We start from the raw sequence: 25,564 nt of genomic DNA, 5'->3' as shown, positions 1-25,564 counted from the left end.
GAAGACAGAAGGGAGCGGGCAGGCGGCCACGACGGCGCACCACCGGGCGACATGGGCGGCCCCGTGTACCGTTGCCCGCCGGTTTCCCGGCGGGGCCGTCACGCCATCAGGTTGTGCAGCGGGATGAGGACGCCCGCGGCGAGCGTGAGGAAGCCGGTGCTGAGGAGGAGCACGAGCATGGCCACCGAGCCCGCCACGCTCAGGCGGTAGGCGACCAGCTGGGTGCGTGCCTTGCGCTTGCGGCTGGCCGCGGTGCGGCCCAGCAGGTACAGCAGCACCCCCAGCACGACGGGCGTCCACCAGGCGTGCTCGATGCCGGCGGGCAGCAGGCCCACGACCGCCTCGGCCGCGGACGCCGGCGCCGACACCGGCGGGCTCTGGCTGAAATCGACCGCGCCCTCATAGGCCGACACCATCGGGGTGGTGGTATCGGGGAAGAAGCCGTCGGCGCGCAGCCACCGGCCGAGGCCGTCGAGCACGCCCAGCAGCGCGGCCGGATAGGCGAACCTGCGGCAGCGCCCCGCACCCATGGCACGCTGGATCTGCGCCATGCCGCGGTCGACGCGCTTCTGCTCGCTCTGGCGGCGGCGCAGATGGCGCCTTTCCTCGGGGGTGCCGGTGGGCGGTGCGTAGGGGTCGTAGGGCGGCGGAACCCCCGGGGTGCCGGTCCCGGGCCCGCGGTGGCCGGCGACACCGGCGACGTGGCCGCGAACCCGCGCCCACCCCGCGCCGAGCGCGCCCGTTGCGGCGTCCCATCGGCCCCGGAGGCGTTCACGGCTGTCGGCGCGGTCGCGGTCGCGCTGCACGGCTCCCGACCGCGTGGCCGCCGGCAGCAGCAGGGTCGCGGTGACCAGCGCGGCGATGGCCGCGGTCTCATTGCGGCCCCGGAGCCCCGCGCTGCGCTGCTCGCGCCACCATTGGGCGTGCGGCGCGCTGCTGCGCTGGGCCGGGTGCCACGACTGCGCCCGCAGCGTCCGCCGGGCCCGCACGGCCGCGTCGGGGTCCAGGACCAGCTCGACGGCGTGTGCCCAGGCGGAGTCCCATGCGTGGGCGGGCAGGTCGCGTGCGTCGCTCACTCCGCCGCCGCCGATCCGGTCGACGGCGGCGCGCACCTCGGTCATGATCAGCGGAGCCTCGTGCTGGACCCGCTCCAGCAGCGCGCACCGCCCCGCACCGTCGGCCCGGCAGGAGGGGTGGCCGCACCAGTGGCGGGCCGCCAGGCCGAGCGCGCCCAGCTCGACGGCCTCGCGCAGCACACCGTGCCGGCTGCGGTCGCCCGCGGCCAGCGCCAGCACGCCGTCGGCGCTGACCTCGTGGCCCCGGTAGCGCGGCGGCATCCCCGGGACGAACCTGGCCCCCAGCGCGCTGATGGCGAGGTGCACCCGTTCGGGGCGCGCGTCGAGTTCGGTCAGGTAGGCGCGGTCGAAGGTGTAGTCGTTGACCTCGCGGTCGAGCCAGGTGCGCAGGGTCGGCCAGTGCGTGCGCAGCCACACCTCGCCCTTGTCGGAGCGGTCGAGCAGGTCGAACGCCAGGCTCGGCGCGTCCTCGTGGGTGACATCGGCGAACCGGATCGGCGCGTGGGAGCGCGCCTTGACCAGGCTCGGCCGCTCCCCGGCCAGCCACTGCCGCACCTCCGCGTACCCCCACCGGGCCGAGGGCGCCGGGGTCAGCAGGCCGCGCGCCAGCAGCCGCCATTCGTCGTCGGCGATGGCGGAGACGTCGACCTCGGTGCTGCGGGCCGTCAGCCAGTTCTCGCCGCGCTCGGGCCGCCGCCCGGTCATCATCTCGTGCGCCATCACGCCCAGCGACCACCAGGCGGCGGGCGCCTCGCGCCGCCCCTCGACCACCTCGGGGGCGGCGTAGTCCTCGGTGATGGCCAGCCCGCCGTAGACGCGGCTCATGGTGGCGCGGACCGCGCCGCCGAAGTCGGTGAGCGCGAACACCGGCGGGTCGAGGCTGCGCACGAGCAGGTTCTCGGGCTTGACGTCGGTGTGGTTGTGCTGGAGCGAGTCCTGCCAGTGGTGCAGGCACGCGGCGACCGCCTCGACCACCCCGCGGGCGCGGGCGGGGTCCAGAGGGGCCTCGTCCATCAGCGAGCGCAGCGACCCGTGGGCGAAGTACTCCTGCGCCTCCCACGCGACGTCCTCCCCCCACGAGCTGCGGGCGGTGCCGTAGCCGTCGATCGCGGGGGTGTGCGGGTCGGCCGCGCCGCGGGCGCGCAGGCGGTCGAGCAGTTCGCGGTTGATGTCGTGGCCCGGCCGGTACACCTTCAGCGCGATCCGCCGCCCCGGGCCGGAACCACCCTGGCCGCCGCCGCGCGGCTGCGCCGCGGGTTCGGCGAGGTAGACCACGGCTTCGCCGCCCGACCCGATGTAGCCGAGAACGTTGTACGAGCGGCGCAGCTCGGTGGGGATCGCGTAGTCGATCTCGCCCGCCGGGCCCACCACGACCCGCGCGATCAGCCGGGAGAACCAGCTGATGAGCGGCCCGAACGCCCGCTGCCACCAGGACGGCCCCGGCGAGCCGGAACCGGAGGAGGGGGCGGTCGCCGCCCCGGCGGGCCGGCGCAGCCGCGCGGTGGCGTCCGCCGTGGCCCTGGGCACCGTGGCCGTGACCTCGGTATCGGAGCCCGGGCGCAGGATACGGGTGGCCCAGCGCGTCCGCGCGCGACCGGGGTCGAGGCGTGCCGTCGGCGAAGACGGCTCGACTCGGCGGGTGGGAGACGCGGGGTCCGAGGGCTCGGGTGTGACCATCGTGGAGGCGGTGTCTTTCAGCGGTCGGCGGTTCCCGCGGGGCGGGCGCTGTGCCCTCCAGACTAGGCGAGCCCCGCCGACCCGTGCAGGGCGGACGGCACGGGTATTTCCCCTAAGGGATATGAGCGTCCGTGTGGGCGGCCGCCGCCTCGGAGGCGCTCCGCAGACTGAGCGGGGAGCACCGGGCGTGCCGAAGGGGGCGCGCGGCGCCGGGTGGACCGCGGAGCGGTGTGCGACCGGGGAGCGCGCCGCGACGAGGACCGTCTCCCCGGACGGGCGCCGCCTTGAAGCGCCCCCGCGGCCGGGCGGGAAGCACCGGGCGTGCCCGCGGAGCGCCGGCGGCGGCTCGGCCGTCCCTCCCCGCGCGTGGGGGTTCGTTCAGTGCTCCGCTGCGCCGCGCGGGGCGACGCCCATGAGCCGGCAGGACTCCTGGTACATCCGCACGACCTCGCGGCGGATCTGGGCGCGCTCGGTGAGCGGCTCCGACCAGGGGATGCGCACGGGGACCTCGGCACCGCCGACCACGGCGACGTAGTCGCCGCCCTCGCCGTCGAGGCCCGTCATCCGCGCCGACACCGCGTCGGGCCGGTCGCCCAAGGCGCGGCAGATCAGCAGGGTGTCGTCGGCGTGGTCGTCGTTCATGTGCGCGGTGACCGCGCGGACGACATCGGGCGGGAACGCGGACGCTGTCACGGGACCCCTTCTCGGGCGGGGCGGGACCGGGAGCACGGGGCTGCGCCGGGGCCGCCACCAGGGCGGGCGGAACGGTTCCACGAGCCTACGGCAGGCGGGCGCGCGGGGCCCGGCGGCCCGTGCCGGACCCGCCCGCCCGTCCGGCGCCGCCGCCCGCGCGGACGAGTCGGCGGGGGCGGGGAGGGCGGGCGGGGAGGGCGGGCCCTGGAGCGGCGCGGGCTACTCCTTGAGGGTGAACTCGGCGTCGAGCTCGACCTTGATGCGGTCGCCGACGACCACGCCGCCGCCGTCCATGGGCATCTCGATGTCGACGCCGAACTCCTTGCGGCTGATCTCGGTCTCGGCGTGGAACCCGGCCCGCGTCAGGCCGTAGGGGTCCTTCGTGACGCCGTTGAACTCCAGCTTCAGCTCGACCGGGCGGGTGTTGCCCTTGATGGTGAGGTCGCCGCTCAGGATGAAGTCGTCGCCCGCCGCACGCGCGCCCGTCGAGACGAAGGTCCACTCCGGGTGGTCGGCGACGTCGAAGAAGTCGGCGGAGCGCACGTGGTCGTCGCGCTGCTGGTTGTCGGTGTTGATCGACGACGCGTCGATGGTGGCGCGCACCGAGGACGCGAACGGGTCCTCCTCGACCGTGAGCACCGCGTCGAACTTCTCGAACCGGCCGCGTACCCGGCTGACCATCATGTGCCGCACGGAGAAGCCGACCTCCGAGTGGGCGGTGTCGATCTGCCAGATGCCGGGCGCGAGCTGCTGTTCAGGCATGATTCCCCCTATCGTCCCCGCATGGGGCGCTGGTCCAACTGTAACGTTCCGTGACATGGCGGTCATGGAAGGATGTCTCGCTGAGAAACAACTTCAGCGCAAGAGATTTGATTCCGCCTCCCTGAAAGCCGTCGTCCCCGCACGCCCCATCCGCAGCTCACACGGGCGCGGCCGCCGTTAGGCTGGTCCCCGATGATGCCGAAACGGGCGGTTTTCCGCCGGAGCAGTAGATCAGGAGCGCTGAGCCCGTCGTGACCGGCCCCACCATCCTCGGCGCCCAGCGCTTCCGCGACGACGACGGCTCCGCCGACCCGCTCGTCGCCGAACGGCTCTCCGCCTACGCCCAGGGCACCGCGGGGGACCGGCAGGTCCTCGCCGCCCTCGGCCCCGCACGCCTGCTCGTCCCCGTCGTCGCGGTCCCCACCGAGGTCGAGACCGGCGCCGACGGCCTCAAGCGCGACAAGCACAGCGAGGTCGCCGTCCCCGTGCTGACCAGCGCCGACGGCCGCCGCGGCGTCCTCGCCTTCACCAGCGTCGACAGCGTCCGGCGGTGGCGTGCGGACGCCCGCCCGGTGCCCTTCACCGCGGTCGACGCCTGCCGCGCCGCCGTCGACGAGGCCGCCGACGCCGTCGTCGTCGACGTCGCCGGCCCGGTCACCTACGCCATCCAGGGCCGCTTCCTCACCGCGCTCGCCGAGCACGGCGCCGTCCCCGAGCCCAAGGACGACCCCGACGTCCTCGCCCGCGTCTACCGCGTCACCCACACCGAGTTCGGGATCCAGCGCGTGCGCATCCACGCGTCCGAACGCGCCGACCTCGGGGTCCGCCTCGAACTGGGCCGCCGCGACGACGAATCGCTGCGCCGCGTCGCCCAGCGCCTGGCCGAGGAGCTGGGGCCCGTCCTGCCCGGCGGCGTCGAACTCAGCGCCGTCGTCCGCGCCCGGCGCGACACCTGACCGCACCGCCCCCGCCCCTGCCCCGGCGCGCCCGCCCCCCCACGAGTCCGCGAGGCTTCCGCACATGTCGTTCGACGTGATCCCCGCCGTCCTGCCGGCGCTGATCCTCTTCCTGGCCGGCGTGCCCGCAGGCCGGACCGCGGGCCGGCTCGTCCCCCTCTTCGCCCGGCACGACCCCGCCCCCGACGACGACGGCCCGCCCCCGCCGCCCAGGTGCCCGCACTGCGCGACGGAGATCGCGTTCTCCCGGTGGCTGCCCGGCCTCCCCCTGGCCCCCGGCTTCTGGAGGCACGGACGCTGCCCGGGCTGCGCGCGGGAGATCCGCCCCTCGGCGACGGCCGCCTGGGCGGTCCCCGTCGCGTTCGCGCTGGCCGGGGCCGTCCTCGCGGCCGGCCCCGCGGAGCCGGGCATCGGGATCCCCGCGCTCCTGCTCTTCGGCTACGTCGGCGTGGTGCTCACCGTCGTCGACGCCCGCGTCCACCGGCTGCCCGACGTGCTCGTCCTGCCGGCCTACCCCGTGGCCCTGCTGCTGGTCGGCTACGGCACGTTCGAACCGGTCCTGCTGGGCTCAGCGGCCGGCCCCGCGTACGGGAACCTCGTCACCGCGCTCGCGGGCATGGCAGCCCTCGCCGCCTTCTACTGGCTGCTGTGGTTCATCTACCCCGCCGGAATGGGCTGGGGCGACGTCAAGCTCGCCGGGCTGCTCGGCCTCTACATGGGCTGGGGCGGGCTCGGCGGTGTGGTGTCGGGCACCTTCCTGACCTTCCTGTGCTCCGCCGCCTTCGGCCTGACCCTCATGGCGGCGGGCCGCGCGACCCGGAAGACGCAGATCCCCCTCGGCCCCTTCATGCTCGGCGCCGCTTTCGTCGTGGTGCTGTTCGGCGACCCCGCCGCCCTCCTGCCCGGCTAGCCGCCGGCGCGGGGTCCACCCGATCAGCATCAGCAGCGCGCCGCCGACCAGCACCGCGGCCGTCACCGCGCCGAGGCCGCCGGCGCCGGTTCCGTAGGCGGCGCGGACCGTGGCGCCGATCCCCACGTGCAGCAGGGCCCACAGCGTGCTCCCCAGCATGGCCCACGCGATGAAGTGCCGGTAGGGCACCCCCACCGTGCCCGCCAGCACCGGCACGATCGCGTGCACGACCGCCACGAACCTCGACCCCACGATCGCCAGCCCGCCCCGCGGCCGGCCCAGGACCTCCTCCGCGCGCAGCCACCGCTCCTCGCCGATCCACCGCCCCATCCGGCTCCGCCGGAACCGCACCCCCGCCCAGCGCCCGATCAGGTACCCGGCGGTCTCCCCGATGAGCGCCCCCACCAGGGTCGCCCCGGCCACCCGCACGAAGCCCGGCGCATCGGTCACCGTGGCCCCCGCCACCAGCACCACCGGGTCGCCGGGCGCGAACAGCCCGATGAACGCCGTCGTCTCCAGCGCCATGAAAACCACCACGGTCGCGGCCACGATCCACGGCGGCAGGCCGGACAGGGACGCGAGGAGGTCGTCCGTGAAAGAGGTCATGACCGCGATTGTCCAACCTGCGCGCGGCGCCCGCGTACCGGAACGCGCCCGATGCGGGAACGCCGGGGCGCATCCGGGCTTCTCCCGGATGTGCCGGCACCACCCGGTCCATGGGAAGATCAAGGGCATGATGCGCTGGCTGACCGCAGGGGAGTCCCACGGACCGGCACTCGTCGCGATCTTGGAGGGCCTACCGGCCGGCGTCGCCGTCACCTCGGACGACATCGCCGCCGCGCTGCGCCGCCGTCGCGCCGGGTACGGCCGGGGCGCCCGTATGAAATTCGAGCAGGACAAGGTCTCCCTCATCGGGGGCATCCGGCACGGCCTGACCCAGGGCGGCCCGATCGCCATCGAGGTCGGCAACACCGAATGGCCCAAATGGGAGCAGGTCATGTCGCCCGACCCCGTTCCCGCCGAGGAACTCGAAGGGGTCGCGCGCAATGAGCCCCTGACCCGGCCCCGCCCGGGCCACGCCGACCTCGTCGGCATGCAGAAGTACGGGCACGCCGAGGCCCGCCCGGTCCTGGAGCGCGCCAGCGCCCGCGAGACCGCCGCGCGCGTCGCCATCGGCGAGGTCGCGCGCGCCTTCTGCCGCCAGGCACTGGGCGTGGAGATCCTCAGCCACGTGGTGTCCATGGGCCCGATCGAGGTCCCCGAGGGCACCCTGCCCCGCCCCGGCGACCTGGAGCGCATCGACGCCGACCCCTTGCGCTGCGCCGACCCCGAGACCAGCGTCCGCATGGTCGCCGAGGTCGACGACACCAAGAAGAGCGGCGACACCCTGGGCGGCGTGGTCGAGGTCCTCGCCTACGGGCTCCCGCCCGGGCTGGGCGGCTACACCCACTGGGACCGCCGGCTCGACTCCCGCCTCGCGGGGGCGCTCATGGGCATCCAGGCCATCAAGGGCGTCGAGGTCGGCGACGGCTTCCGCACCGCGGCGAGGCGCGGCTCGGCCGCCCACGACGAGATCGAGCCCGGTCCCGGCGGCGTCCGCCGGCGCACCAACCGCGCCGGCGGCATCGAGGGCGGCATGACCACCGGTGAGCCGCTGCGGGTGCGCGCCGCCATGAAGCCGATCGCCACCGTCCCGCGCGCCCTGGACACCGTCGACGTCGCCACCGGCGAGGTCGCGCAGGCCCACCACCAGCGCAGCGACGTCACCGCGGTCCCCGCGGCCGGCGTCGTGGCCGAGGCCATGGTCGCGCTGGTCCTGGCCGAGGCCGCCGTCGAGAAGTTCGGCGGCGACTCCGTCGCCGAGACCGGCCGCAACCTGCGCACCTACCGCGAGGCGCTGGCCATCCGGTGACCGGCCGCGGTCGACGCGCCCGCGGCGACACCCCCACGAATCGATGACCCCGCAACGGCCCGGCGGCAGGGCCCGGGGCAGCAGCAGGAGGAGGAACGGATGGGCACACCGATCGCGGTGCTCATCGGCGCGCCCGGCGCCGGCAAGACCACGGTCGGCCGGGCCCTGGCCGCCCGGCTGGGTGCCGACCTGATGTGCACCGACACCGAGATCGAGGCGCGCGCCGGAAAGCCCATCGGCGACATCTTCATCGAGGACGGCGAGCCCGCCTTCCGCGCGCTGGAGCGCGAGGTCGTGGCCGAGGCGCTGGCCGACTGGCCCGGTGTCGTCGCCGTGGGCGGGGGCGCGGTCCTCGACCACGACACCCGCGCCGACCTCCAGGGCCTCAACGTCGTCTACCTCCAGGTGGACTTCGCCGACGCCGCCAAGCGCGTCGGGCTCGACCAGGCGCGCCCGCTGCTCGCCGGCAACCCGCGCGCCCGCCTGCGCAAACTCCTGGAGGAGCGGCTGCCGGTCTATGAGTCCCTGGCCGTCACCACGGTCGCCACCAGCGGGCGCCTGCCCGAGGAGGTCGTCGACGTCATCGTCGGCACGCTCCCGCAGCACCAGGGCGGCGCCCGGTGACCGCCACCCGCATCGCGGTCGGGGCGGCCGGGGAGGACTACCACGTCGTCGTGGGCAGCGGGGTGCTCGCCGAACTTCCGGGGCTCGTCGGCGCCCGCGCCGAGCAGGTCGCCGTCATCCACCCCGAGGGGCTGACCGCGATCGTCCACCCCGTGGCCGGCGCGCTCAAGGCCGCCGGCTACACCGTGCACACCATGGCGGTGCCCGACGGCGAGGCCGCCAAGGACGCCGCCGTCGCCGCCGGGCTGTGGGCGCGGCTGGGCGAGGCCGGGTTCACCCGCAGCGACGCCGTCGTCGGCGTGGGCGGCGGCGCGACCACCGACCTCGCCGGGTTCATCGCCGCCACCTGGCTGCGCGGAGTCCGCGGGGTCCTGGTGCCCACCACGCTGCTGGCCATGGTCGACGCCGCGGTGGGCGGCAAGACCGGCATCAACACCGCCCAGGGCAAGAACCTCGTCGGCGCCTTCAGCCCGCCCGCCGGCGTGCTGTGCGACCTCGCCACCCTGCCGACCGTGCCCACCGCCGACTACATCGGGGGACTGGCCGAGATCATCAAGGCGGGCTTCATCGCCGACCCGGTCGTCCTGGACCTGGTCGAGGACGACCCCGCCGGTGCGACCCGGCCCGAAGGCCGGCACACCCGGGAGCTGATCGAGCGCGCCATCGCCGTGAAGGCCGAGGTCGTCTCCGCCGACCTGCGCGAGAGCCACCGCCGGGAGATCCTCAACTACGGCCACACTCTGGGCCACGCCATCGAGCGGGCCGAGGACTACCGGTTCCGGCACGGGTACGCGGTGTCCATCGGTATGGTGTTCGCCGCGGAGCTCGCCCGGCTCGACGGCCGCATCGGCGAGGCGACCGTGGCCCGCCACCGTTCGATCCTCGCCTCGGTCGGCCTGCCCACGACGTACGCGGCCGAAGCGTGGCCGCAGCTCAAGGCGGCCATGCGCGTCGACAAGAAGGCGCGCGGCGCCACCCTGCGGTTCGTGGTGCTCGACGGCATCGGGGAGCCCGCGATCCTGGCCGGCCCCGGCGGCGGGCTGCTGGATTCCGCCTACGCGGCCGTGAGCGGCGGAACCCCCGCACCGTGAGAAGCCACTAGACTGACGAGAGAACACCGAACAGTGCCGGCCGTACCCGCGTCCCCGCCGAGGGTCGACGCAGCCGGCGGGGGCACATCCCCCTTCGACTTCGCCTGACCCCTGGGAGAGACGACCGACGTGGCCACGACGAACGACCTCAAGAACGGCACGACCCTGAAGCTCGACGGCGGTGAACTCTGGAACGTCGTTGAGTTCCAGCACGTCAAGCCCGGCAAGGGCGGCGCGTTCGTCCGGACCAAGCTGAAGAACGTCACCTCGGGCAAGGTCGTCGACAAGACGTTCAACGCCGGTGCCAAGGTCGAGTTCGCCAACGTCGACCGGCGCGAGATGCAGTACCTCTACTTCGACGGCGACTCCTACATCTTCATGGACACCCAGGACTACGAGCAGCTGCCCGTGAGCGCCGCGGTGGTCGGCAAGAACGCCGACTACCTGCTGGAGGAGGCCAAGGTCACGGTCGCGGTCAACGAGGGCAACCCGCTCTACGTCGAGCTGCCCGCCGCCGTCGAGATCGTGATCTCCCAGACCGACCCCGGCGTGCAGGGCGACCGCTCCACGGGCGGCACCAAGCCCGCCACGCTGGAGACCGGCGCCGAGATCCAGGTCCCGCTGTTCATCACCACCGGCGAGCGCGTCAAGGTCGACACCCGCAATGGCGACTACCTCGGCCGCGTCAACGCATGACCCTGCGATCCGAGCACCCCGGACACGGGCGGGGGACACGGCCATGAGCGGAGCACGGCGCAAGGCCCGCAGACGCGCGGTCGAGGTGCTGTACGAGGCCGAGCTGCGCAACACCACAGTGGCCGCGGTCATCGACCGCCGCCGCGCGCAGACCGAGCCGCCCATCAACGAGTTCACCGAGCAGCTGGCCGCCGCCGTCGACGAGCGCCGCGGCCGCATCGACGAGCTCTTGGACGAGTACGCGATCGGCTGGACCCTCGAACGCATGCCGGTGGTCGACCGCAACGTCCTGCGCATGGGCGCCTATGAACTGCTGTGGGCCGACGACATCCCCGACGGCGTGGCGATCGCCGAGGCGGTGGCCGTCGCCAAGGAGCTGTCCACCGACGACTCCCCGGCGTTCATCAACGGGCTGCTGTCGCGGCTCATGGAGAACAAGGCCGAACTGGCCCTGTAGCGACCGCCGCGCGCCGCGGTACGCCTGCGGCGACCGGCGAGGGGGAGGATCCGCCGTGACTGACAAGGCCGGTGGCACGGGCGCCGAAGGCGCCTCGGCGCCGACGGGGCCGCAGAGGGCGGCCAGCACCGCCCGCACCGCCGTGGTGTGGGAGGCGCTGCGCGCCCTGCTGACCGGTCTCGGCGACACGTCCGACTCCCCGCTGGAGATCGTGGACGTGGGCGGCGGCACCGGGGGAGCCGCGGTGCCCCTCGCCGAACTGGGGCACAGCGTCACCGTGGTCGACCCCAGCCCCGATTCGCTCGCCGCGCTGGAGCGGCGGGCCGCCGAGGCGGGCGTGCGGGTGCGCGCGCTCCAGGGCGAGACCCGCGACCTCGCCGACCTGCTGCCCGCCGGGCACGCCCACGCGGTGCTCGTGCACAACGTCCTGGAGTACGTCGACGACCCCGCCGCGGCCCTCGCCGACGCCGTCGCGGTCACCCGCCCGGGAGGAGCCGTCAGCCTGCTGGCGGCCAACGCCGTGGCGGGCGCGCTGCACCGCGCCCTGTCCGGCCACGTCGGCGACGCCCAGCGCCTCCTCGCCGACCCCGAGGGGCGGTGGGGCGCGGGCGACCCCATGCCGCGCCGGTTCACCGCCGAGCGCCTGGTGGAACTCGTGCTGGAGGCGGGCCTGATCGGACCCGAGGTCCGCGGGGTGCGGGTCTTCGCCGACCTGCTGCCCGGCCGGGTCTTCGAGGGCGACCCCCAGGCCCGCAGCCGACTGGTGGAGCTGGAGAAGACCGCTGCCGTCCACCCGGCGCTGTCGGGGATCGCCACCCAGCTGCACATCCTGGCCCGCCGCCCCTAGACCGCCCCGGGCCGCGGCTAGGAGAAGCGGGACACGTAACGGCGCTGCCACGGGGTCTCGACCGCGTGGCGGGAGTAGTTCGCCCGCACATAGGCGACCGCCTCGCGCGCCGGCACCCCGTCGATCACGGCGAGGCAGGCCAGTGCCGTGCCGGTCCGCCCCCGCCCGCCGGAACAGGCGACCTCCACGCGCTCGGTGGCGGCGCGCCGCCACGCCTCCCGCAGGGCGCCCGAGGCCGCCGCACGGTCCGCCGGCAGCCGGAAGTCGGGCCAGCGCAGCCACCGCGACTCCCAGGACACCTGGGGCGGCTCGTGGCCCAGCAGGTACAGGGCGAAGGTGGGCAGCGGGGGCTCGGGAAGCGGGTGGCGCAGCCCCCGGCCGCGGACGAGCCGCCCCGACGGCAGCCGCAGCACACCGGGGGCCCCGGGGGTCCAGGGATCGGTCATCCGGTGATCGTAGTGCCCTCGGGCGGAGGCGGGACGCCCGCCCGCGTGCCCGTACGGCACGGGTGCCCGCGGCGGCGCGACGCCCGATCGGCCGGGGCGGCGACGTGCGGATTCGCACTGGTCACCGGGGGCACGGCACACTGTTCGCATGAGTCGACGCCAGCTTGAGCGGGGAACCGCGCTGCGGGGGATGATCGGTGCCGGCGGCATCGAGCCGCTGGATGCCGCGTCCGGCCACGACACGGACTGCCACATCCTGCACATCGACATGGACGCGTTCTTCGCCAGCGTCGAACAGCTCGAACACCCCGAGGCGCGCGGCAGGCCCGTCATCGTGGGCGGGACCGGCCCGCGGGGGGTCGTCTCCTCCGCCGACTACATCGCCCGCACCTACGGCGTGCACTCGGCGATGCCCATGGTGCGCGCCCTGCGGCTGTGCCCCGACGCCATCGTCTTCCCGCCCGACGGCACCGCCTACCGGCGGGCCTCCGAGGCGGTCATGGACATCTTCCGGTCCGTGACCCCCGAAGTGGAGCCGCTGTCGTCCGATGAGGCGTTCCTCGACGTGTCGGGTGCGCGGCGCCGCCTGGGCGGCCCGGTGCGCATCGCCGAGATGATCCGCGAACGCGTGCGCACCGAGCAGCGGCTCACCTGCTCGGTCGGGGTCGCCGCGACCAAATTCATCGCCAAGCTCGCGTCCACGCAGTGCAAACCCGACGGCCTGCTGCTGGTGCCCACCGACCGGGTCGGCGGCTTCCTGCGCCCGCTGCCCGTGGGCGCCCTGTGGGGGGTGGGGGAGAAGACCGAGCAGGCGCTGACCCGGCTCGGCCTGCACACGGTGGGCGATGTGGCCGCGGTGGATCCCGCGACCCTGCGCCACGAGTTCGGACAGGCCCTGGGCACCCGCCTGGCGGAGCTGTCCCGGGGGGTCGACGGCCGCCGTGTCGTGCCCACGACGCCCGACAAGAGCATCGGCGCCGAGGAGACGTTCCCGCGCGACGTCGACGACCCCGGTCTGATCCACCGCGAACTGCTGCGGCTGTCGGAGAAGGTCGCGCGGCGCCTGCGCGCGAGCGAGCAGGCGGGCCGCACCGTGGTCGTGAAGCTGCGCAGGGCCGACTTCAGCACCATCACCCGGTCGCGCACCCTGGCCGAGGCCACCGATGTGGCCCGCGAGATCAACGCCGCGGCCCGGGAACTCTACGCGGGAGCCGGGCTGGAACGCGTCCGGCTGCGGCTGGTGGGGGTGCGGGTCGAAGGGCTCATCGCGGCGTCGGAGGCGCACCGCCAGATGGCGTTCGGCGAGCCCGAGAGCGGTTGGCGCGAAGCCGAGCAGGTGATGGACCGCGTAGCGCGCAGGTTCGGCCCCGGGGCCATCCTGCCCGCGGCTTTGGCGAAGCGTGACGAGGATGACGTATAGTACGGCAACCTCAGGGCGCCCTCGCGCGTTGTAACCGGTGCGGGGCAAGGCTTCGCGGGCGCGGTGTGCGCGGCGGCCGCGCCCATCGGGCCTTTGCCGAGGGATGGTCCTGAACGGTCGCGGATGGTCTGGATGGAACCGAATGAAACGTCGAATGAACCCGGCGGGGCCCCGGAGTGGGCGTGAACCGGTGTTTCGGTCGGACAGTGAGGGTAATGTGACCCATGTGGGTCAGCTACATGCGCATCTTTTCTTTTCAGTAGGCGCTAAGCCACCGTATTCTGGGCATATCACTGACCATCGAGTCGTTGTTCAGTACCCGTCACCCCACCACCCGGGGACTGTCATTGGGAGGCGTCGTGCCGCTCTCTGAACACGAGCAGCGCATGCTCGACCAGATCGAGCAGGCGCTGTACGCCGAGGATCCGAAGTTCGCCAACACCGTTCGCCAGACGAACCCGTCGATCCACTACAAGCGCTGGATCGTCAAGGCGTCGATCGGTTTCGTCATCGGCGTCGCGCTGCTCATGGGCGGGGCGGTCTTCCAGCAGGTGGCGATCGGTGTCATCGGGTTCCTCGTCATGCTGGCGTGCCTCCTGTGGGGCCTGTCCGCGTGGCGGCGCGTGGTGGGGGGCGGCGGCGAGGCCGCGGCACCCGCGACCGCCGAGCCCAAGCAGCGCCGCCAGCAGCGCCAGGGCTTGATGAACCGCTTCGAGGAGCGCTGGCGCCGCCGCCAGGAGGGCGACGACCGCTGAGCCTCTCCGGCCGCCCGGGCCGGGCCGCCCCTTAGCGGCGCCCACCGCCCCGCGGCCACCACGGACACAACGCGCCCCCAGGCGGAGCCTGGGGGCGCGTTCCGTGTCCCGGCCTCTGGCACGGCCCGCCGGGCCACCCGGTCGCGGCGGGACACCGCCGTCCGCGCTCGCCCCCGCTCGCCCGCACGGCGACCCGCGGACCGCCCCGGAGGGGCACCGGCTCAGGGGGTCAGGCGGGCTCCGGGCCCGCCGGCCGGGGCGCGGCGGCCCGCGGGGGCAGCAGCGACCTCGGCAGCAGCACCGCGCGCAGCAGTGCCGCACGGCCCAGTGACGCGCGCAGCGCCGCGCGTACGACGCGCACGTCGCGGTCCAGGTCCGGACCCGGCGGCACCCCCGTTGGGTCCGGCGCGTAGCACGCGCTCTCCTGGGCCATGGCCGCCCGCCACAGCGCCTCTCGCGCGCCGGCCGGCAGCGAGCGCTCCGCGGCGATCCGCGCCGCCGCCGCCCGCGGGCTCTCGGCGGGGTTCCAGCCGACCCCGGCGTCACGGGCGTCGTCGCGGACCTCCCGCCAGGCGGCGGCCGCCAGCGCCCGCGGTGTGGCCGCACGCATCCGGACCACCCGCCGCACCAGGATCCGGGCCAGCGCCGGCGCCGCCGCCAGCAGCGCGATCCCCGCCGCGGCCGGCAGGACCGGCCACCACGCGGCCAGCGCGCCCCAAGACGAGCCGGACGCGTCGTTCCCGGCGTCGTCCTCGGCGTCCGCGGCCTCGGGCGCCGCGGACGCGTCCTGGGCCGGGGCGGACTCGTCGTCGGCCTCGGCCTCCTCGGTGTCCTCGGGCTCCGGGCCGGCGGTGGGGGCCTCCTCCGGCTCCGGGGCCGCCTGGGCGTACGGCGGGACCGTCGCGGTGCCCTGGCCCCCGGCCGACGCCGGGGTGGGCTCGAACCGCAGCCAGCCCTCGCCCGGGAAGTACAGCTCCGGCCAGGCGTGGGCGTCGGACTCCGACACCTCCCACCGCTCCCCGCCGGCGGAACTGCCCGAGGTGTAGCCGATGGCCACGCGCGCGGGGATGTCCAGCTGGCGGGCCATCAGCGTCATCGCGGCGGCGAACTGCTCGCAGTACCCGATCCGGCTCTGGAAGAGGAAGTAGGGCAGCGGGTCCGACCCGCTGGGCAGCGGCGGGGGCCGCAGGTCGTACTCGAAGCGGTTCCCGCCGGTGAACCAGCCCTGGAGCGCCACCGCCCGTTCGTGCGGGGAGGTGGCGTCGGCGGTGATCGACTCCGCCAGTTCGGCCACGCGGGGGTCGATGCCGTCGGGAACCGCGAGGTAGCGGCCGTCGACGCCCGCCGCGGGGGCGGTGCGGCCCTGCAACGAGGCGGCGTCGGGCAGGGGGCGCAGGCTCTCCACCTCGTAGTCCAGGCCGGGGGCCTGCGGGGTGGTGGTGAAGACCATCAGGCTTTCGGGGTCGGCGAACCAGTCGCCGCCGATGTCGACCCGGGCGGGGGGATAGGGCAGCGGCAGGAAGTCCACCGATGCGCCGGGGGCCAGGGAGACCCGGGTGGTGATCCGCTCCCCGTCCTGGTCGGCGAGCCCGGCGGGGACGGGCAGCGGGTCGCCGCCGACCCGGGTGTCGCCCGATGCCTCGACCGGCGACATCGTCCAGTTCACGCCGTCGAACTCGTCGAGCACGTACATCCGCAGGTAGTCGGGCTGCTCGGCGGTGGTCTGGTAGGACAGCACCGGGCCGTCGCCGGTGGAGGCGAGGTCGCGGCGCAGGCTGACCAAGGGGTGGGTGGTCGTGACGGTCGCGCCGCCCAGCCGGGCGCCGTCGGCCAGCCCGTACAGGGCCGAGGACGTCAGCCCCGGAAGGGCCGTGGGGAGCAGCAGCGCCGGGACGATGGCGGCGGCCGCGACCCCGGCTCCGGTGAACGCGTGCCGCAGCCCGCCCAGCACCGGGGCGGCGGTGTCGTGGTCGGCGTGCGCGTAGACCCCCCACGCCGAGGAGCGCGTCCAGGCGTCGACCGCCAAGAGCAGCGCGTAGCCCGCCGCGGCCAGGGCGAACGCACCCCAGCCCGCACCGGCGTCGTCGACCACCAGCGGCACCACGAGCAGGCCCGCAAGGGGCAGCCCCACCAGCGCGGGGGCCCGCGCCGTCACGGCGCAGAAGTCCGCGATGACCGCGGCAAGGCCGACGCAGACCGCGATGAGCAGGCTGACGCCGGGCCCGGAGGAGACCGGCGGCGGGTTGGCGTCGATCTCGGCGCGCCCCTCGGCGAACACCGCGAGCAGCGCCTCCAGCGAAGCCGGGGTGGGGACGAACCCGGCGAGCGCCAGGTCGGCGGTGAACACCGCGGTCAGTGCGGACAGGGCGATCAGCGCCTGCGCCAGCGGCAGTACCGCCAGGGTCAGCCGGGTGGACCGCAGCGCGGCACCGCCCACCGCGACCAGCCCCACCACCAGGACGCAGGTATGCCACCAGCCGTCCCCGGTCACCAGGGGCGCCAGCAGCGGCAGCGCCAGCAGGACCGCCAAGGCGGCGGCGACGGTGAGCGATACCTTCGCGATCATCGGACGCCTCCCCGGCGGATCGGGCGCCGGCCCAGGCGCGCCCAGGCGTCGGCGAGGTCGCGGGCCGACCCGACCTCCGCCACCAGCCAGCCGGCGGCCGACAGCGTCTCGGCGGCCGCGCGCGCCGCGTCGGGGGACGGCCACGCGGCCGTACGGCACAGCACCGCGGTGCAGTCGTGGCCGCGTCCCGCGCGGGCCCGGCCGAGGGCCTCGATGTCGGCGGCGCCCACCGCCCCCAGGACCGCCACCAGCCGCCCCCGGCCGGTGACCGGGGCCGCGGCCAGCAGCTCGGCGGCACCGTGCAGCCCCGTGCCGTCGGAGGGGCGGGCCATGGCCAGGGCGTCGAGGAGCCCGCTGCCGCGCGGCGCCGCGATCTCGTTCTCGTCGGTGAGCAGCCGGACCTCCTGGCCGCGGCCGCTGAGGTGCAGGGCGATCGACGCCGCCGCGCTGACCGCGGTCTCCAGCGACGCCTCGGCACCCGTCCCCGCGTGCGCCCGCGCCCGGCCGTCCAGCAGCACCACGCTGCGGTCGCTCCACTGGTGCTCTTCGCGGCGCACCATCAACTCACCGTGGCGGGCCGTGGAGCGCCAGTGCACGCGGCGCAGGTCGTCGCCGTGGCGGTAGGCGCGCGGAATGGGGTCGTCCTGGCCCCCGGCGGACATGGTGCGGGCGGTGCTGTCGCCGCCTTCGGCCGCCCCGCCGGGCAGCGGGGCGTCCGCGAGCGGGACGACGGGCGGGGTCACCAGGAGCGACGTGGGCGTGCCGACCTCGCGCCGCAGGCACACGCACCCCAGCGGGTCGGTGAAGGACAGCAGCAGCGGGCCCACCGCATAGCGGCCGCGGACGTGGGTGCGCACCCGGTAGGTGAGGTCGCGCACGCCCCGGGGCCGCAGGTAGCCGATGGTGAACCGGGGCTGCTCGCCCAGCGTGTAGGGCAGGGTGTCCTCGGCGAGCAGTCCGCCGATCGGTGCCAGTGCCGCGGAATTGGCCACCCGCACGAGGACGCGCGCGTCGGAGCCCGCCGCGACCCGCGCCGGCTGGAGCGCCCGGCTGTGGGCGACCGAGCGGGGCCCGCCGGCCACGGTCAGCAGCGAGAGCACGGGCAGCAGCAGGACCAGCACCCCCAGGCCCACCAGGTCGCGCTCCCCGATCACCAGGCCCGCGCCGATGACCGCGGGCCCCGCGCACAGGAAGCCGACGCCCCGGGCGGTGAAGGCACGCAGCGGGTTCACCGCATCTCCCAACGGTCCGGGGCTTTTAGTGGGGGGCGGGGATGGGCAGCCGCGCGACGATGTCGGAGACCACGCGTTCGGGGGTGTGGCGCTCCATCTGCGCCTCGGCACTGGGCAGGAGGCGGTGGGCCAGGACCGGCACCGCCAGCGCCTGGACGTCGTCGGGCACCACGTACTGGCGCCCCTCCAGGGCGGCGTAGGCGCGCGCGGCGCGCACGAGGTGCAGTGTGGCGCGCGGCGACGCCCCCAGCCGCAGCGACCGCGAGGTCCGGGTGGCGGTGACCAGGTCGACCGCGTAGCGCCGCATGCCGGGGGCGACATGGATCGTGTGCACGTGGTCGACCATCGACCGCACATCGGCCGCCGAGGCCACGGCCGCCAGCCCGTCGAGCGGGGAGTGCGCGCTGTGGCTGTCGATCATGTCCAGCTCGGCCTGCGCCGTGGGATAGCCCACCGAGATGCGCGCCATGAACCGGTCGCGCTGGGCCTCGGGCAGGGGGTAGGTGCCCTCCATGTCGCCGGGGTTCTGGGTGGCGACGACCATGAACGGCCGCTCCAGCCGGCGGGTCGCGCCGTCGACGCTGACCTGCATCTCCTCCATGCACTCCAGCAGCGCGGCCTGGGTCTTGGGGGAAGCCCGGTTGATCTCGTCGCCCAGCACGATGTTGGCGAAGACCGGGCCGGGGTTGAACTCGAACTCGTGCCGCTCCTGGTGGTAGACGCTCACGCCCGTGATGTCCGACGGCAGCAGGTCCGGGGTGAACTGGATCCGCTGCACCGAGCAGTCGACCGCCCGGCCCAGGGTCTTGGCCAGCATGGTCTTGCCGACGCCCGGGATGTCCTCGATGAGCAGGTGGCCTTCCGCGAGCAGGACGGTCAGCGCGATGCGCACGACTTCGGGCTTGCCCTCGATGACCGTCTCCATGGCCTGCCGGATCCGGTCGGCCACGGCGATGACACCGGCCGCGTTCCCGGGGGGGCCGTCGCCCTGGCCGTTGTACCGCGTGCCGAGTGACACGTGTCTCCCTCTCCGCGCAGTCCCTGGACCAACGAAATCGAGGCTAGAGCCAAAGTGGTGGAATGCAAACCAAAACGGCGAAAGTGCGGGCCGGCTCCGACGGGCCCGCCGGGGACCATCCTCCCATCGAAGCGTAACCGTTCACATGCACGGGGTGACGATCGCCCGCCCGTAGGGTACCCCCCGCCCCCTCCACCACGCACCCACCACCCTGACCAGCGGTTTCTCGGCGAGGAACGGGCTTCGCGGATGGTTGAAACTGTTGACGGTGGGGAGGAGTGGAGTACAGTGGGGCATCGTGGGGCGGCACGCCGCCCTGCGCGGGGGCGTGGGAGGTGGGGCCGGTGTTCCTCGGCACCCATACACCGCGCCTCGACGAGAAGGGACGGCTGTTCCTTCCGGCGAAGTACCGCGACGAACTGTCGGGGGGGCTGGTGATCACGAAGGGCCAGGAGCGCTGTCTCTACGTCTTTCCCATGGACGAGTCCCAGCGCATCACCGACGCCCTTCGAGAGGCTCCGGTCACCGCGAAGGCGGTCCGCGACTACAGTCGCGTCTTCTTCGCCAGCGCGTCCGACGAGGTCCCCGACAAGCAAGGGCGGCTCACGATCCCGTCCGGCCTGCGTTCCTACGCGGGCCTGGAACGGGATTGCGTCGTCATCGGGGCCAACACGCGTCTGGAGATCTGGGGCGCATCGGCCTGGGCGGCCTACGAGGCCGAGCAGGAGCAGGCATTCGCGGATCTGTCGGAGGAGGTGTTGCCGGGGGTGCTGTGACTTCGCGGACCGCCGCACCGGCCTCGACACCCGGGACGACGGCCACCGCAGAGCCACCGCCGTCAGAACCCAGTCCGGATTGCGGCCTTCAGACGCGGACCCATGCCAGCTGACGCATCTTCCCCGGCGCCAGGTGGCGGGCGGCCGCAGGGCGACCGCGGCACCACCGCTTTCGCGTCTGGAGGCCAGTCCGGGCCGGGGCGCAGGGGGCGCGCTGACCGGCGTGAGGAAGCTAGAGGGGGAACCGTGCTCATGGGGGACACCACCGGAGAGACCGGGGCGGTACACGTCCCGGTCATGCTCGACCGCATCGTCGAGCTGCTCGCGCCCGCCCTCGAACGGCCGGGGGCCGTCCTCGTCGACGGCACGCTGGGCCTCGGCGGGCACTCCGAGGCGCTGCTGCGGGCCCACCCCGGCGCGCGCCTGGTCGGCATCGACCGCGACCCCACCGCGCTGGAGCGCAGCGGCCGCAGGCTCGCCCCCTACGCCGACCGCGTCGACCTCGTCCACGCCGAGTACGACGCCGTCCCGCGCGTCCTCGACGACCTCGGCATCACCGGCGCCGACGCCGTCCTGCTCGACCTCGGCGTGTCCTCCCCCCAGCTCGACGAAGCCGAACGCGGCTTCGCCTACTCCTACGACGCCCCGCTGGACATGCGGATGGACCGCACCCAGGACCGCACCGCGGGCGACGTCGTCAACACCGCCTCCGTCGCGGCGCTCACCCGCGTCCTGCGCGACTACGGCGAGGAGCGGTTCGCCGCCCGCATCGCCCAGGCCATCGCGCGCGAGCGCGCCACCGCGCCCATCGAGTCCACCCGACGCCTCGCCGACCTCGTGCGCGACGCCATCCCCGCCGCCACCCGCCGCACCGGCGGCCACCCCGCCAAGCGCACCTTCCAGGCGCTGCGCATCGAGGTCAACTCCGAGCTCAGCATCCTGGAGGCCACGCTGCCCGCGGCCATCTCCCGGCTGGCCCTGGGCGGGCGCATCGCCGTGCTGTCCTACCACTCCCTGGAGGACCGCATGACCAAGCGGGCGCTGGCCGCGCTCGCCACCGACACCACGCCTCCTGACCTGCCCGTCCCGCTCCCGGACCGGCAGCCCGAACTCCGCCTGCTGACCCGGGGCGCCGAACTCCCCGGAGACGAGGAGAACGAACGCAACCCGCGCGCCGCCTCGGCCCGGCTGCGCGCGGCCGAACGGGTCCGCCGCCCATGAGCGGGGCGGCCGGATCCCGCCCCGCCGGCAGGCAGGCGCGCGGACACACAGGGAGACCACGATGAGCACGGCGACCGAGACCACACCGGAGACCACCCGGACCCGCTCCATCACGGCGGCGCCCGCGCGCGCCCGGCCGGCCGCGCGCCCGCGGCCGGACACCGCCCCGGCCGCCAAGCGGCCCGCACCCGCGACGCGGGACGCCGCCCCGCCGCCGCGGATGCCGTTCGTGCTGCTCGTCCTCGGCCTGCTCGGCGGCGCGCTCATCAGCCTGCTCGCGCTGCGCACGGTGCTGATCGAGGACGCCTTCGCCATCAGCACGCTCCAAGAGCAGAACGCCGACCTCTCCATCCAGGAGGAAGGGCTGCGCGAGGACGTCCTGTCCCTGGAGGCACCGTCCAACATCGCCTCCGAGGCCGAGGACCTCGGAATGGAGCCCGGCGGCGCCCCGGTCGTCCTCGACCTGCGCGAGGGCGAGATCCGGGGTGACGACACCCCCGCGCCCTAGCCCCGCGCGCGCGACAGCAGACGACCAGCGGACAAGGAAGTGGAGCGCCGGATGAACGCGCCCCGACGGAGGAGACCCACCACGGGGGGCGGCCGATGAGCTCCCCGCGCGAGGGCCGGTCCCGCGACCCCCGCCGCCCCGGCGCGTCCTCCGCGCGCTCGCCCCGCGGGCCGGCCCCGCGCGGCGACCGGCAGCAGCGGCCCCGCGGCGCGGCCGGCCGGCCGCCCCGGCCCGCCCGCGACGACGCCCCGCGGACCCCGCCCGCCGGGCGCCCCAAGGACCGGCCCCGCACCGGGACGTCCGGCGGCGGAACCGGCCCGCTCGCCCCGCTGCGCCGCCCCTTCCGCCGCGGCAACCCCCGCCGGCGCATCCACCTCGCGGGCGTCCTCATGACCGTGGTCCTGCTGGTGTTCGCCGGCCGGCTGGTGCAGATCCAGGCGGTCGACGCCGCCGGCTACGCGTCGGCAGCCGCCGACCTGCGGCTGAGCACCATCGACATCCCCACCACCCGGGGCGAGATCACCGACGCCGACGGCAACCCCCTCGCCATGAGCGTCGAGGTCCGCACCGTGTTCGTCGACCCCGTCGACATCCCCGACCACGAGCGCGACCAGGTGGCCGACGAGCTCTCGGCCCGCTTCGGCCTCGACCGCGACGAGGTCATGGCCAAGGTCACCGCCGAGCCCAGCCGCTACCAGGTCGTCGCCGAGGACGTCACCCCGCAGGACTGGAGCGACCTGGAGGACCTGGGGCTCCAAGGCGTGGGCGCCCTCACCGACTACAAGCGCGTCTACCCCGAGGACACCGGCGCGGCCGACCTCATCGGCTTCACCGGCGCCGACGGTGAGGGCCTGGAGGGCCTCGAAGGCGTCATGGAGGACACCCTCGCCGGGGAGCCCGGCCAGCAGCAGGTGGAGATCGGCGCCACCGGCACCCAGATCCCCATGGCCGGCGGCCTGGCACGGGAGCCCGTCGCCGGGCGCGACATCCGGCTCACCCTCGACCAGGACGTGCAGTGGCACGCCCAGCAGGCCCTGGCCGAGCGCGCCGAGGAACTCGACGCCGCGGGCGGCAGCGTCATCGTCATGCGCCCCACCGGCGAGATCGTCGCCATGGCCGACTACCCCACCTACGCGCCCACCGAAGTCGACTCCTCCACGCCCGAGGACCGCGCCAACGGCGCCGTCGCCGAGGCGTTCGAGCCCGGCAGCACCAACAAGGTCATCACCGCCGCCGGCGCGCTGGAGGACGGCCTCACCACGCCCGACACCGTCTACACCGTGCCCTACTCCATCCAGCGCTACGACCAGACCTTCAAGGACGCCCACTTCCACGAGACCGAGCGCATGACGCTCAACGGCATCATGGCCCAGTCGAGCAACGTCGGCACCATCCAGGTCGGCGAGCAGCTCGGCGCCGACGGCCTCTACGATTACCTCGGCAAGTTCGGGTTCGGCCGGCCCACCGGGCTCGACCTGCCCGGCGAGAACGCCGGCATCCTCACCGACCCCGACGAATGGTGGGGCACCCAGCTCGCCTCCGTCTCCTTCGGCCAGGGGCTGTCGGTCAACGCCGTGCAGATGGCCAGCGTCTACGCCACCATCGCCAACGGGGGCGTGCGCGCCGAGCCGAGCCTGGTGGCCGGGACCGTCGGCGAGGACGGCGAGTTCGACCCCTCGCCCGAGGCCCGCCAGGAGCGCGTCGTCAGCGCCGAGACCGCCGACGAGCTCGCCCTGATGCTGGAGGCGGTCACCGGCGACGACGGCACCGCCACCGAGGCCCGCATCCCCGGCTACCGCGTGGCCGGCAAGACCGGCACCGCCAACCGGGTCAACCCCGAGACCGGCACCTACCGCGGCGGCGGCTACACCGCGACCTTCGTCGGGTTCGCCCCCGCCGACGATCCGGAGCTGATCGTGCAGGTGGTCCTGCACAACCCGCAGGAGCAGTACTACGGGGGGGAGGCGGCGGGCCCGGTGTTCACCGACGTCATGTCCTTCGCCCTGAAGTCGGAGAAGATCCCGCCGACCGAGACCGACCCGCCCAACATCCGGCTGTTCGAGGACGAGTGACCGCCGCCCCGCTCCGCCCGCCCGCGGCGGCGCGCGGTCGCGGCGCTGGATTCACGCCCAGCCCACCACAGCCGATAACCTCACGACGTGCCACCGGTTATGCGACCTGAACATCACGAACTCCGTCCGCTGCCCGAACTCGCCCGGCTCCTCGGCCCGGACGCGTTCGTCACCTTCGCCGAACCCGGGGACGCCCCCCCGGTCCCCGGCGACCCGGCGCCGCCGGGCGGCGCGGACGGCCCCGGCACCGAGACCACCATCACGGGGGTCACCCACGACTCCCGCCGCGTGCGCCCGGGCGACCTCTACGCCGCCCTGCCGGGCACCAGCGCCCACGGAGCGGACTTCGCGGCGCAGGCCGCCGAAGCCGGCGCGGCCGCCATCCTGACCGACCCCAAGGGCTACGACCGCGCCGCGGCCACGCGCCTGCCGGTCCTCACCGTCGCCGACCCGCGCGCCCGCCTCGGCGAGGTCGCCGCATGGGTCTACGGCGACCCCTCGCGCGACCTGCTGCTCATCGGCACCACCGGCACCAGCGGCAAGACGACGGTCAGCTACCTGGTCGAATCCGGGCTGCGCGCCGCGGGGCTGCACACCGGGCTCATCGGCACGGTCGAGATGCGCGTCGGCGACGAACGTGTGGCGTCCTCGCTCACCACGCCCGAGGCCACCGACCTGCACGGGCTCTTCGCCGTCATGCGCGAGCAGGGGGTCGCGGCGGCGGCCATGGAGGTCTCCAGCCACGCCCTGGCCCTGGGCCGCGTCGGCGGCACCTCCTACGACGTCGCGGTGTTCACCAACCTCTCGCAGGACCACCTGGACTTCCACGCCGACCTGCGCGACTACTTCGACACCAAGGCGCGCCTGTTCACCCCCGAGTACTGCCGGATCGCCGTGGTCAACCGCGACGACCGCTTCGGCCGGGTGCTCATCGACATGGTCGCCGACCGCGGCGACGTCCCGGTCACCACGTTCTCCTCCGAAGGCGACCCCGAAGCCGACTGGCGCGCCGTGGACGTCCGCCTCGGGTCCCACGGCAGCACCTTCCGCATCGTCGGCCCCGGCGGCATGGAGGCCGACGCCGCCGTGGCGCTGCCCGGCCCCTTCAACGTGTCCAACGCCATGGCCGCCATCGTGGGGCTGGTCGAGGCCGGGATCCCGCTGCACGAGGCGCTCGACGGCGTCGCGGCCGCACCGGGGGTGCCCGGCCGCATGGAGCGCGTCGACGAAGGCCAGGACTTCACCGCGCTCGTCGACTACTCCCACAAACCCGGGGCGATCGAGGCGGTGCTCGGCGCCCTGCGCACGACCACCGACGGCACCATCACCATCGTCGTGGGCTGCGGCGGCGACCGCGACCGCGCCAAGCGCCCGCTGATGGGCGAGGCCGCCGCCCGGCTCGCCGACACGCTGATCATCACCGACGACAACCCCCGCACCGAGGACCCCGTCCAGATCGTCGCGGCCATGCTCGACGGCGTCGCCAAAGTGCCCATCGACCAGCGCGCCCGCGTCAGCGTCGAACCCGACCGGGCGACCGCCATCGACCTCGCGGTCCGGCGGGCCCACCCGGGCGACGTCCTGGTGGTCGCGGGCAAGGGGCACGAACGCGGCCAGTACGTCGCAGGGCGCGTCCTGCCCTTCGACGACCGCGACGTCCTGCGCGAGGCCCTGCACCGCCGTGTGAAGGCCTGAGCGCCCCGATGCGCGCCACCCGCGCGGGGCCCGGAAACGGTGATCACGAAGTGGTCCGGATTCCGGCCTGGGCGCAACCCGGGTAACCAAACATGTTCTAAGGTAGGTCCGGCAATCGCCGCCCGGCCCCGTGGCGTGAAGACGCCGCCTCGTG

Annotated in this window: 22 protein-coding genes and 1 pseudogene; 15 read left to right on the top strand and 8 right to left on the bottom strand. The window is 74.7% G+C overall.

Annotated elements, in window-relative coordinates:
- Nucleotides 1–98: 98 nt before the first annotated feature.
- The 3 genes from ACFO4E_RS06345 to ACFO4E_RS06335 form a co-directional block, all read right to left on the bottom strand.
- Nucleotides 99–2,753, bottom strand: a complete 2,655-nt coding sequence (locus tag ACFO4E_RS06345) for a protein kinase domain-containing protein (protein WP_378572085.1) — start codon at nt 2,751–2,753, stop codon at nt 99–101.
- Between the two features lie 378 nt (nt 2,754–3,131).
- A complete protein-coding gene (locus ACFO4E_RS06340) occupies nt 3,132–3,395 on the bottom strand; it encodes a DUF2470 domain-containing protein (RefSeq protein ID WP_378572268.1) in 264 nt (87 codons plus the stop codon).
- 270 nt (nt 3,396–3,665) lie between these two features.
- Nucleotides 3,666–4,208, bottom strand: coding sequence for a YceI family protein (locus tag ACFO4E_RS06335; protein WP_378572084.1), 543 nt, complete (start codon nt 4,206–4,208; stop codon nt 3,666–3,668).
- 251 nt (nt 4,209–4,459) lie between these two features.
- Here ACFO4E_RS06335 and ACFO4E_RS06330 point away from each other — a divergent pair, with 251 nt between their 5' ends.
- Both ACFO4E_RS06330 and ACFO4E_RS06325 read left to right on the top strand, forming a co-directional pair.
- On the top strand, nt 4,460–5,164 hold the full coding sequence (locus tag ACFO4E_RS06330; RefSeq protein ID WP_378572083.1) for an SseB family protein: 705 nt from the start codon (nt 4,460–4,462) through the stop codon (nt 5,162–5,164).
- A gap of 64 nt (nt 5,165–5,228) precedes the next feature.
- Nucleotides 5,229–6,074 carry a prepilin peptidase gene (locus ACFO4E_RS06325; RefSeq protein WP_378572082.1) on the top strand — a complete coding sequence of 282 codons (846 nt, stop codon included), beginning with the start codon at nt 5,229–5,231 and terminating at the stop codon, nt 6,072–6,074.
- 171 nt (nt 6,075–6,245) lie between these two features.
- Here the strand turns inward: ACFO4E_RS06325 and ACFO4E_RS06320 are convergent.
- Nucleotides 6,246–6,599 (bottom strand): annotated as a pseudogene (locus ACFO4E_RS06320) (DedA family protein); the annotation flags it as partial.
- 208 nt (nt 6,600–6,807) lie between these two features.
- On the opposite strand from ACFO4E_RS06320, the gene aroC reads away from it, so the two are divergent.
- From aroC to ACFO4E_RS06290, 6 genes are all read left to right on the top strand, one after another.
- The gene (gene aroC, locus ACFO4E_RS06315) at nt 6,808–7,986 is read left to right on the top strand and encodes a chorismate synthase (RefSeq protein WP_378572081.1); all 1,179 of its coding nucleotides are present in this window, start codon (nt 6,808–6,810) and stop codon (nt 7,984–7,986) included.
- 99 nt (nt 7,987–8,085) lie between these two features.
- Complete coding sequence (locus ACFO4E_RS06310) at nt 8,086–8,610, top strand: shikimate kinase (protein WP_378572080.1); 525 nt, start codon at nt 8,086–8,088, stop codon at nt 8,608–8,610.
- The gene (aroB, locus tag ACFO4E_RS06305; RefSeq protein ID WP_378572079.1) at nt 8,607–9,701 is read left to right on the top strand and encodes a 3-dehydroquinate synthase; all 1,095 of its coding nucleotides are present in this window, start codon (nt 8,607–8,609) and stop codon (nt 9,699–9,701) included. The genes ACFO4E_RS06310 and aroB overlap by 4 nt, the downstream gene beginning before the upstream one ends.
- A gap of 129 nt (nt 9,702–9,830) precedes the next feature.
- Nucleotides 9,831–10,397, top strand: coding sequence for an elongation factor P (gene efp / locus ACFO4E_RS06300; protein ID WP_378572078.1), 567 nt, complete (start codon nt 9,831–9,833; stop codon nt 10,395–10,397).
- A gap of 43 nt (nt 10,398–10,440) precedes the next feature.
- Nucleotides 10,441–10,854 (top strand): transcription antitermination factor NusB, encoded by a 414-nt coding sequence (gene nusB, locus ACFO4E_RS06295; RefSeq protein ID WP_378572077.1) that lies wholly within the window; start codon nt 10,441–10,443, stop codon nt 10,852–10,854.
- Nucleotides 10,855–10,909: 55 nt separating this feature from the next.
- Entirely contained in the window at nt 10,910–11,701 is a 792-nt protein-coding gene (locus ACFO4E_RS06290; RefSeq protein WP_378572076.1) for a methyltransferase domain-containing protein, read from the top strand.
- Between the two features lie 17 nt (nt 11,702–11,718).
- Here the strand turns inward: ACFO4E_RS06290 and ACFO4E_RS06285 are convergent, their stop codons facing one another.
- Nucleotides 11,719–12,147 (bottom strand): protein-tyrosine phosphatase family protein, encoded by a 429-nt coding sequence (locus ACFO4E_RS06285; protein WP_378572075.1) that lies wholly within the window; start codon nt 12,145–12,147, stop codon nt 11,719–11,721.
- Between the two features lie 148 nt (nt 12,148–12,295).
- Here ACFO4E_RS06285 and dinB point away from each other — a divergent pair, with 148 nt between their 5' ends.
- Together dinB and ACFO4E_RS06275 are read left to right on the top strand one after the other, a co-directional pair.
- Nucleotides 12,296–13,567, top strand: a complete 1,272-nt coding sequence (dinB, locus tag ACFO4E_RS06280) for a DNA polymerase IV (protein ID WP_378572074.1) — start codon at nt 12,296–12,298, stop codon at nt 13,565–13,567.
- Between the two features lie 359 nt (nt 13,568–13,926).
- Complete coding sequence (locus ACFO4E_RS06275; RefSeq protein ID WP_378572073.1) at nt 13,927–14,322, top strand: DUF3040 domain-containing protein; 396 nt, start codon at nt 13,927–13,929, stop codon at nt 14,320–14,322.
- A 229-nt stretch (nt 14,323–14,551) separates the two neighbouring features.
- Here the strand turns inward: ACFO4E_RS06275 and ACFO4E_RS06270 are convergent, their stop codons facing one another.
- Genes ACFO4E_RS06270 through ACFO4E_RS06260 form a run of 3 tightly spaced genes read right to left on the bottom strand, consistent with a single transcriptional unit; the run spans nt 14,552 to nt 19,138 of the window.
- Entirely contained in the window at nt 14,552–16,888 is a 2,337-nt protein-coding gene (locus tag ACFO4E_RS06270; protein ID WP_378572072.1) for a transglutaminase TgpA family protein, read from the bottom strand.
- Nucleotides 16,885–18,120, bottom strand: coding sequence for a DUF58 domain-containing protein (locus ACFO4E_RS06265; protein WP_378572071.1), 1,236 nt, complete (start codon nt 18,118–18,120; stop codon nt 16,885–16,887). The genes ACFO4E_RS06270 and ACFO4E_RS06265 overlap by 4 nt, the downstream gene beginning before the upstream one ends.
- Nucleotides 18,121–18,145: 25 nt before the next feature.
- On the bottom strand, nt 18,146–19,138 hold the full coding sequence (locus tag ACFO4E_RS06260) for an AAA family ATPase (RefSeq protein ID WP_378572070.1): 993 nt from the start codon (nt 19,136–19,138) through the stop codon (nt 18,146–18,148).
- Nucleotides 19,139–19,482: 344 nt separating this feature from the next.
- On the opposite strand from ACFO4E_RS06260, the gene mraZ reads away from it, so the two are divergent.
- From mraZ to ACFO4E_RS06235, 5 genes are all read left to right on the top strand, one after another.
- Nucleotides 19,483–19,914: a division/cell wall cluster transcriptional repressor MraZ gene (gene mraZ / locus ACFO4E_RS06255; RefSeq protein WP_378572267.1), complete on the top strand. Its 432-nt coding sequence runs from the start codon at nt 19,483–19,485 to the stop codon at nt 19,912–19,914.
- A gap of 252 nt (nt 19,915–20,166) precedes the next feature.
- Nucleotides 20,167–21,135, top strand: a complete 969-nt coding sequence (gene rsmH / locus ACFO4E_RS06250) for a 16S rRNA (cytosine(1402)-N(4))-methyltransferase RsmH (RefSeq protein ID WP_378572069.1) — start codon at nt 20,167–20,169, stop codon at nt 21,133–21,135.
- A gap of 61 nt (nt 21,136–21,196) precedes the next feature.
- On the top strand, nt 21,197–21,643 hold the full coding sequence (gene ftsL, locus ACFO4E_RS06245) for a cell division protein FtsL (protein ID WP_378572068.1): 447 nt from the start codon (nt 21,197–21,199) through the stop codon (nt 21,641–21,643).
- Between the two features lie 95 nt (nt 21,644–21,738).
- The gene (locus ACFO4E_RS06240; protein ID WP_378572067.1) at nt 21,739–23,715 is read left to right on the top strand and encodes a penicillin-binding transpeptidase domain-containing protein; all 1,977 of its coding nucleotides are present in this window, start codon (nt 21,739–21,741) and stop codon (nt 23,713–23,715) included.
- A 99-nt stretch (nt 23,716–23,814) separates the two neighbouring features.
- Nucleotides 23,815–25,410 (top strand): UDP-N-acetylmuramoyl-L-alanyl-D-glutamate--2,6-diaminopimelate ligase, encoded by a 1,596-nt coding sequence (locus tag ACFO4E_RS06235; RefSeq protein WP_378572066.1) that lies wholly within the window; start codon nt 23,815–23,817, stop codon nt 25,408–25,410.
- Nucleotides 25,411–25,564: the final 154 nt, after the last annotated feature.

Origin of the sequence: Nocardiopsis mangrovi, from assembly GCF_042653925.1 — a bacterium.
GTDB lineage: Bacteria > Actinomycetota > Actinomycetes > Streptosporangiales > Streptosporangiaceae > Nocardiopsis_B > Nocardiopsis_B mangrovi.
Note: the sequence above shows the minus strand (reverse complement) of the source record. Positions and strands in the feature narration are given on the sequence as shown.

Bases quoted from the DNA above. Each gene is read 5' to 3' on its own strand.
- ACFO4E_RS06345 (WP_378572085.1), bottom strand. From the start codon at position 2,753: ATGGTCACACCCGAGCCCTCGGACCCCGCGTCTCCCACCCGCCGAGTC.
- ACFO4E_RS06340 (WP_378572268.1), bottom strand. From the start codon at position 3,395: ATGAACGACGACCACGCCGACGACACCCTGCTGATCTGCCGCGCCTTG.
- ACFO4E_RS06335 (WP_378572084.1), bottom strand. From the start codon at position 4,208: ATGCCTGAACAGCAGCTCGCGCCCGGCATCTGGCAGATCGACACCGCC.
- ACFO4E_RS06325 (WP_378572082.1), top strand. From the start codon at position 5,229: ATGTCGTTCGACGTGATCCCCGCCGTCCTGCCGGCGCTGATCCTCTTC.
- aroC (WP_378572081.1), top strand. From the start codon at position 6,808: ATGATGCGCTGGCTGACCGCAGGGGAGTCCCACGGACCGGCACTCGTC.
- ACFO4E_RS06310 (WP_378572080.1), top strand. From the start codon at position 8,086: ATGGGCACACCGATCGCGGTGCTCATCGGCGCGCCCGGCGCCGGCAAG.
- nusB (WP_378572077.1), top strand. From the start codon at position 10,441: ATGAGCGGAGCACGGCGCAAGGCCCGCAGACGCGCGGTCGAGGTGCTG.
- ACFO4E_RS06285 (WP_378572075.1), bottom strand. From the start codon at position 12,147: ATGACCGATCCCTGGACCCCCGGGGCCCCCGGTGTGCTGCGGCTGCCG.
- dinB (WP_378572074.1), top strand. From the start codon at position 12,296: ATGAGTCGACGCCAGCTTGAGCGGGGAACCGCGCTGCGGGGGATGATC.
- ACFO4E_RS06270 (WP_378572072.1), bottom strand. From the start codon at position 16,888: ATGATCGCGAAGGTATCGCTCACCGTCGCCGCCGCCTTGGCGGTCCTG.
- rsmH (WP_378572069.1), top strand. From the start codon at position 20,167: ATGGGGGACACCACCGGAGAGACCGGGGCGGTACACGTCCCGGTCATG.
- ftsL (WP_378572068.1), top strand. From the start codon at position 21,197: ATGAGCACGGCGACCGAGACCACACCGGAGACCACCCGGACCCGCTCC.
- ACFO4E_RS06240 (WP_378572067.1), top strand. From the start codon at position 21,739: ATGAGCTCCCCGCGCGAGGGCCGGTCCCGCGACCCCCGCCGCCCCGGC.
- ACFO4E_RS06235 (WP_378572066.1), top strand. From the start codon at position 23,815: ATGCGACCTGAACATCACGAACTCCGTCCGCTGCCCGAACTCGCCCGG.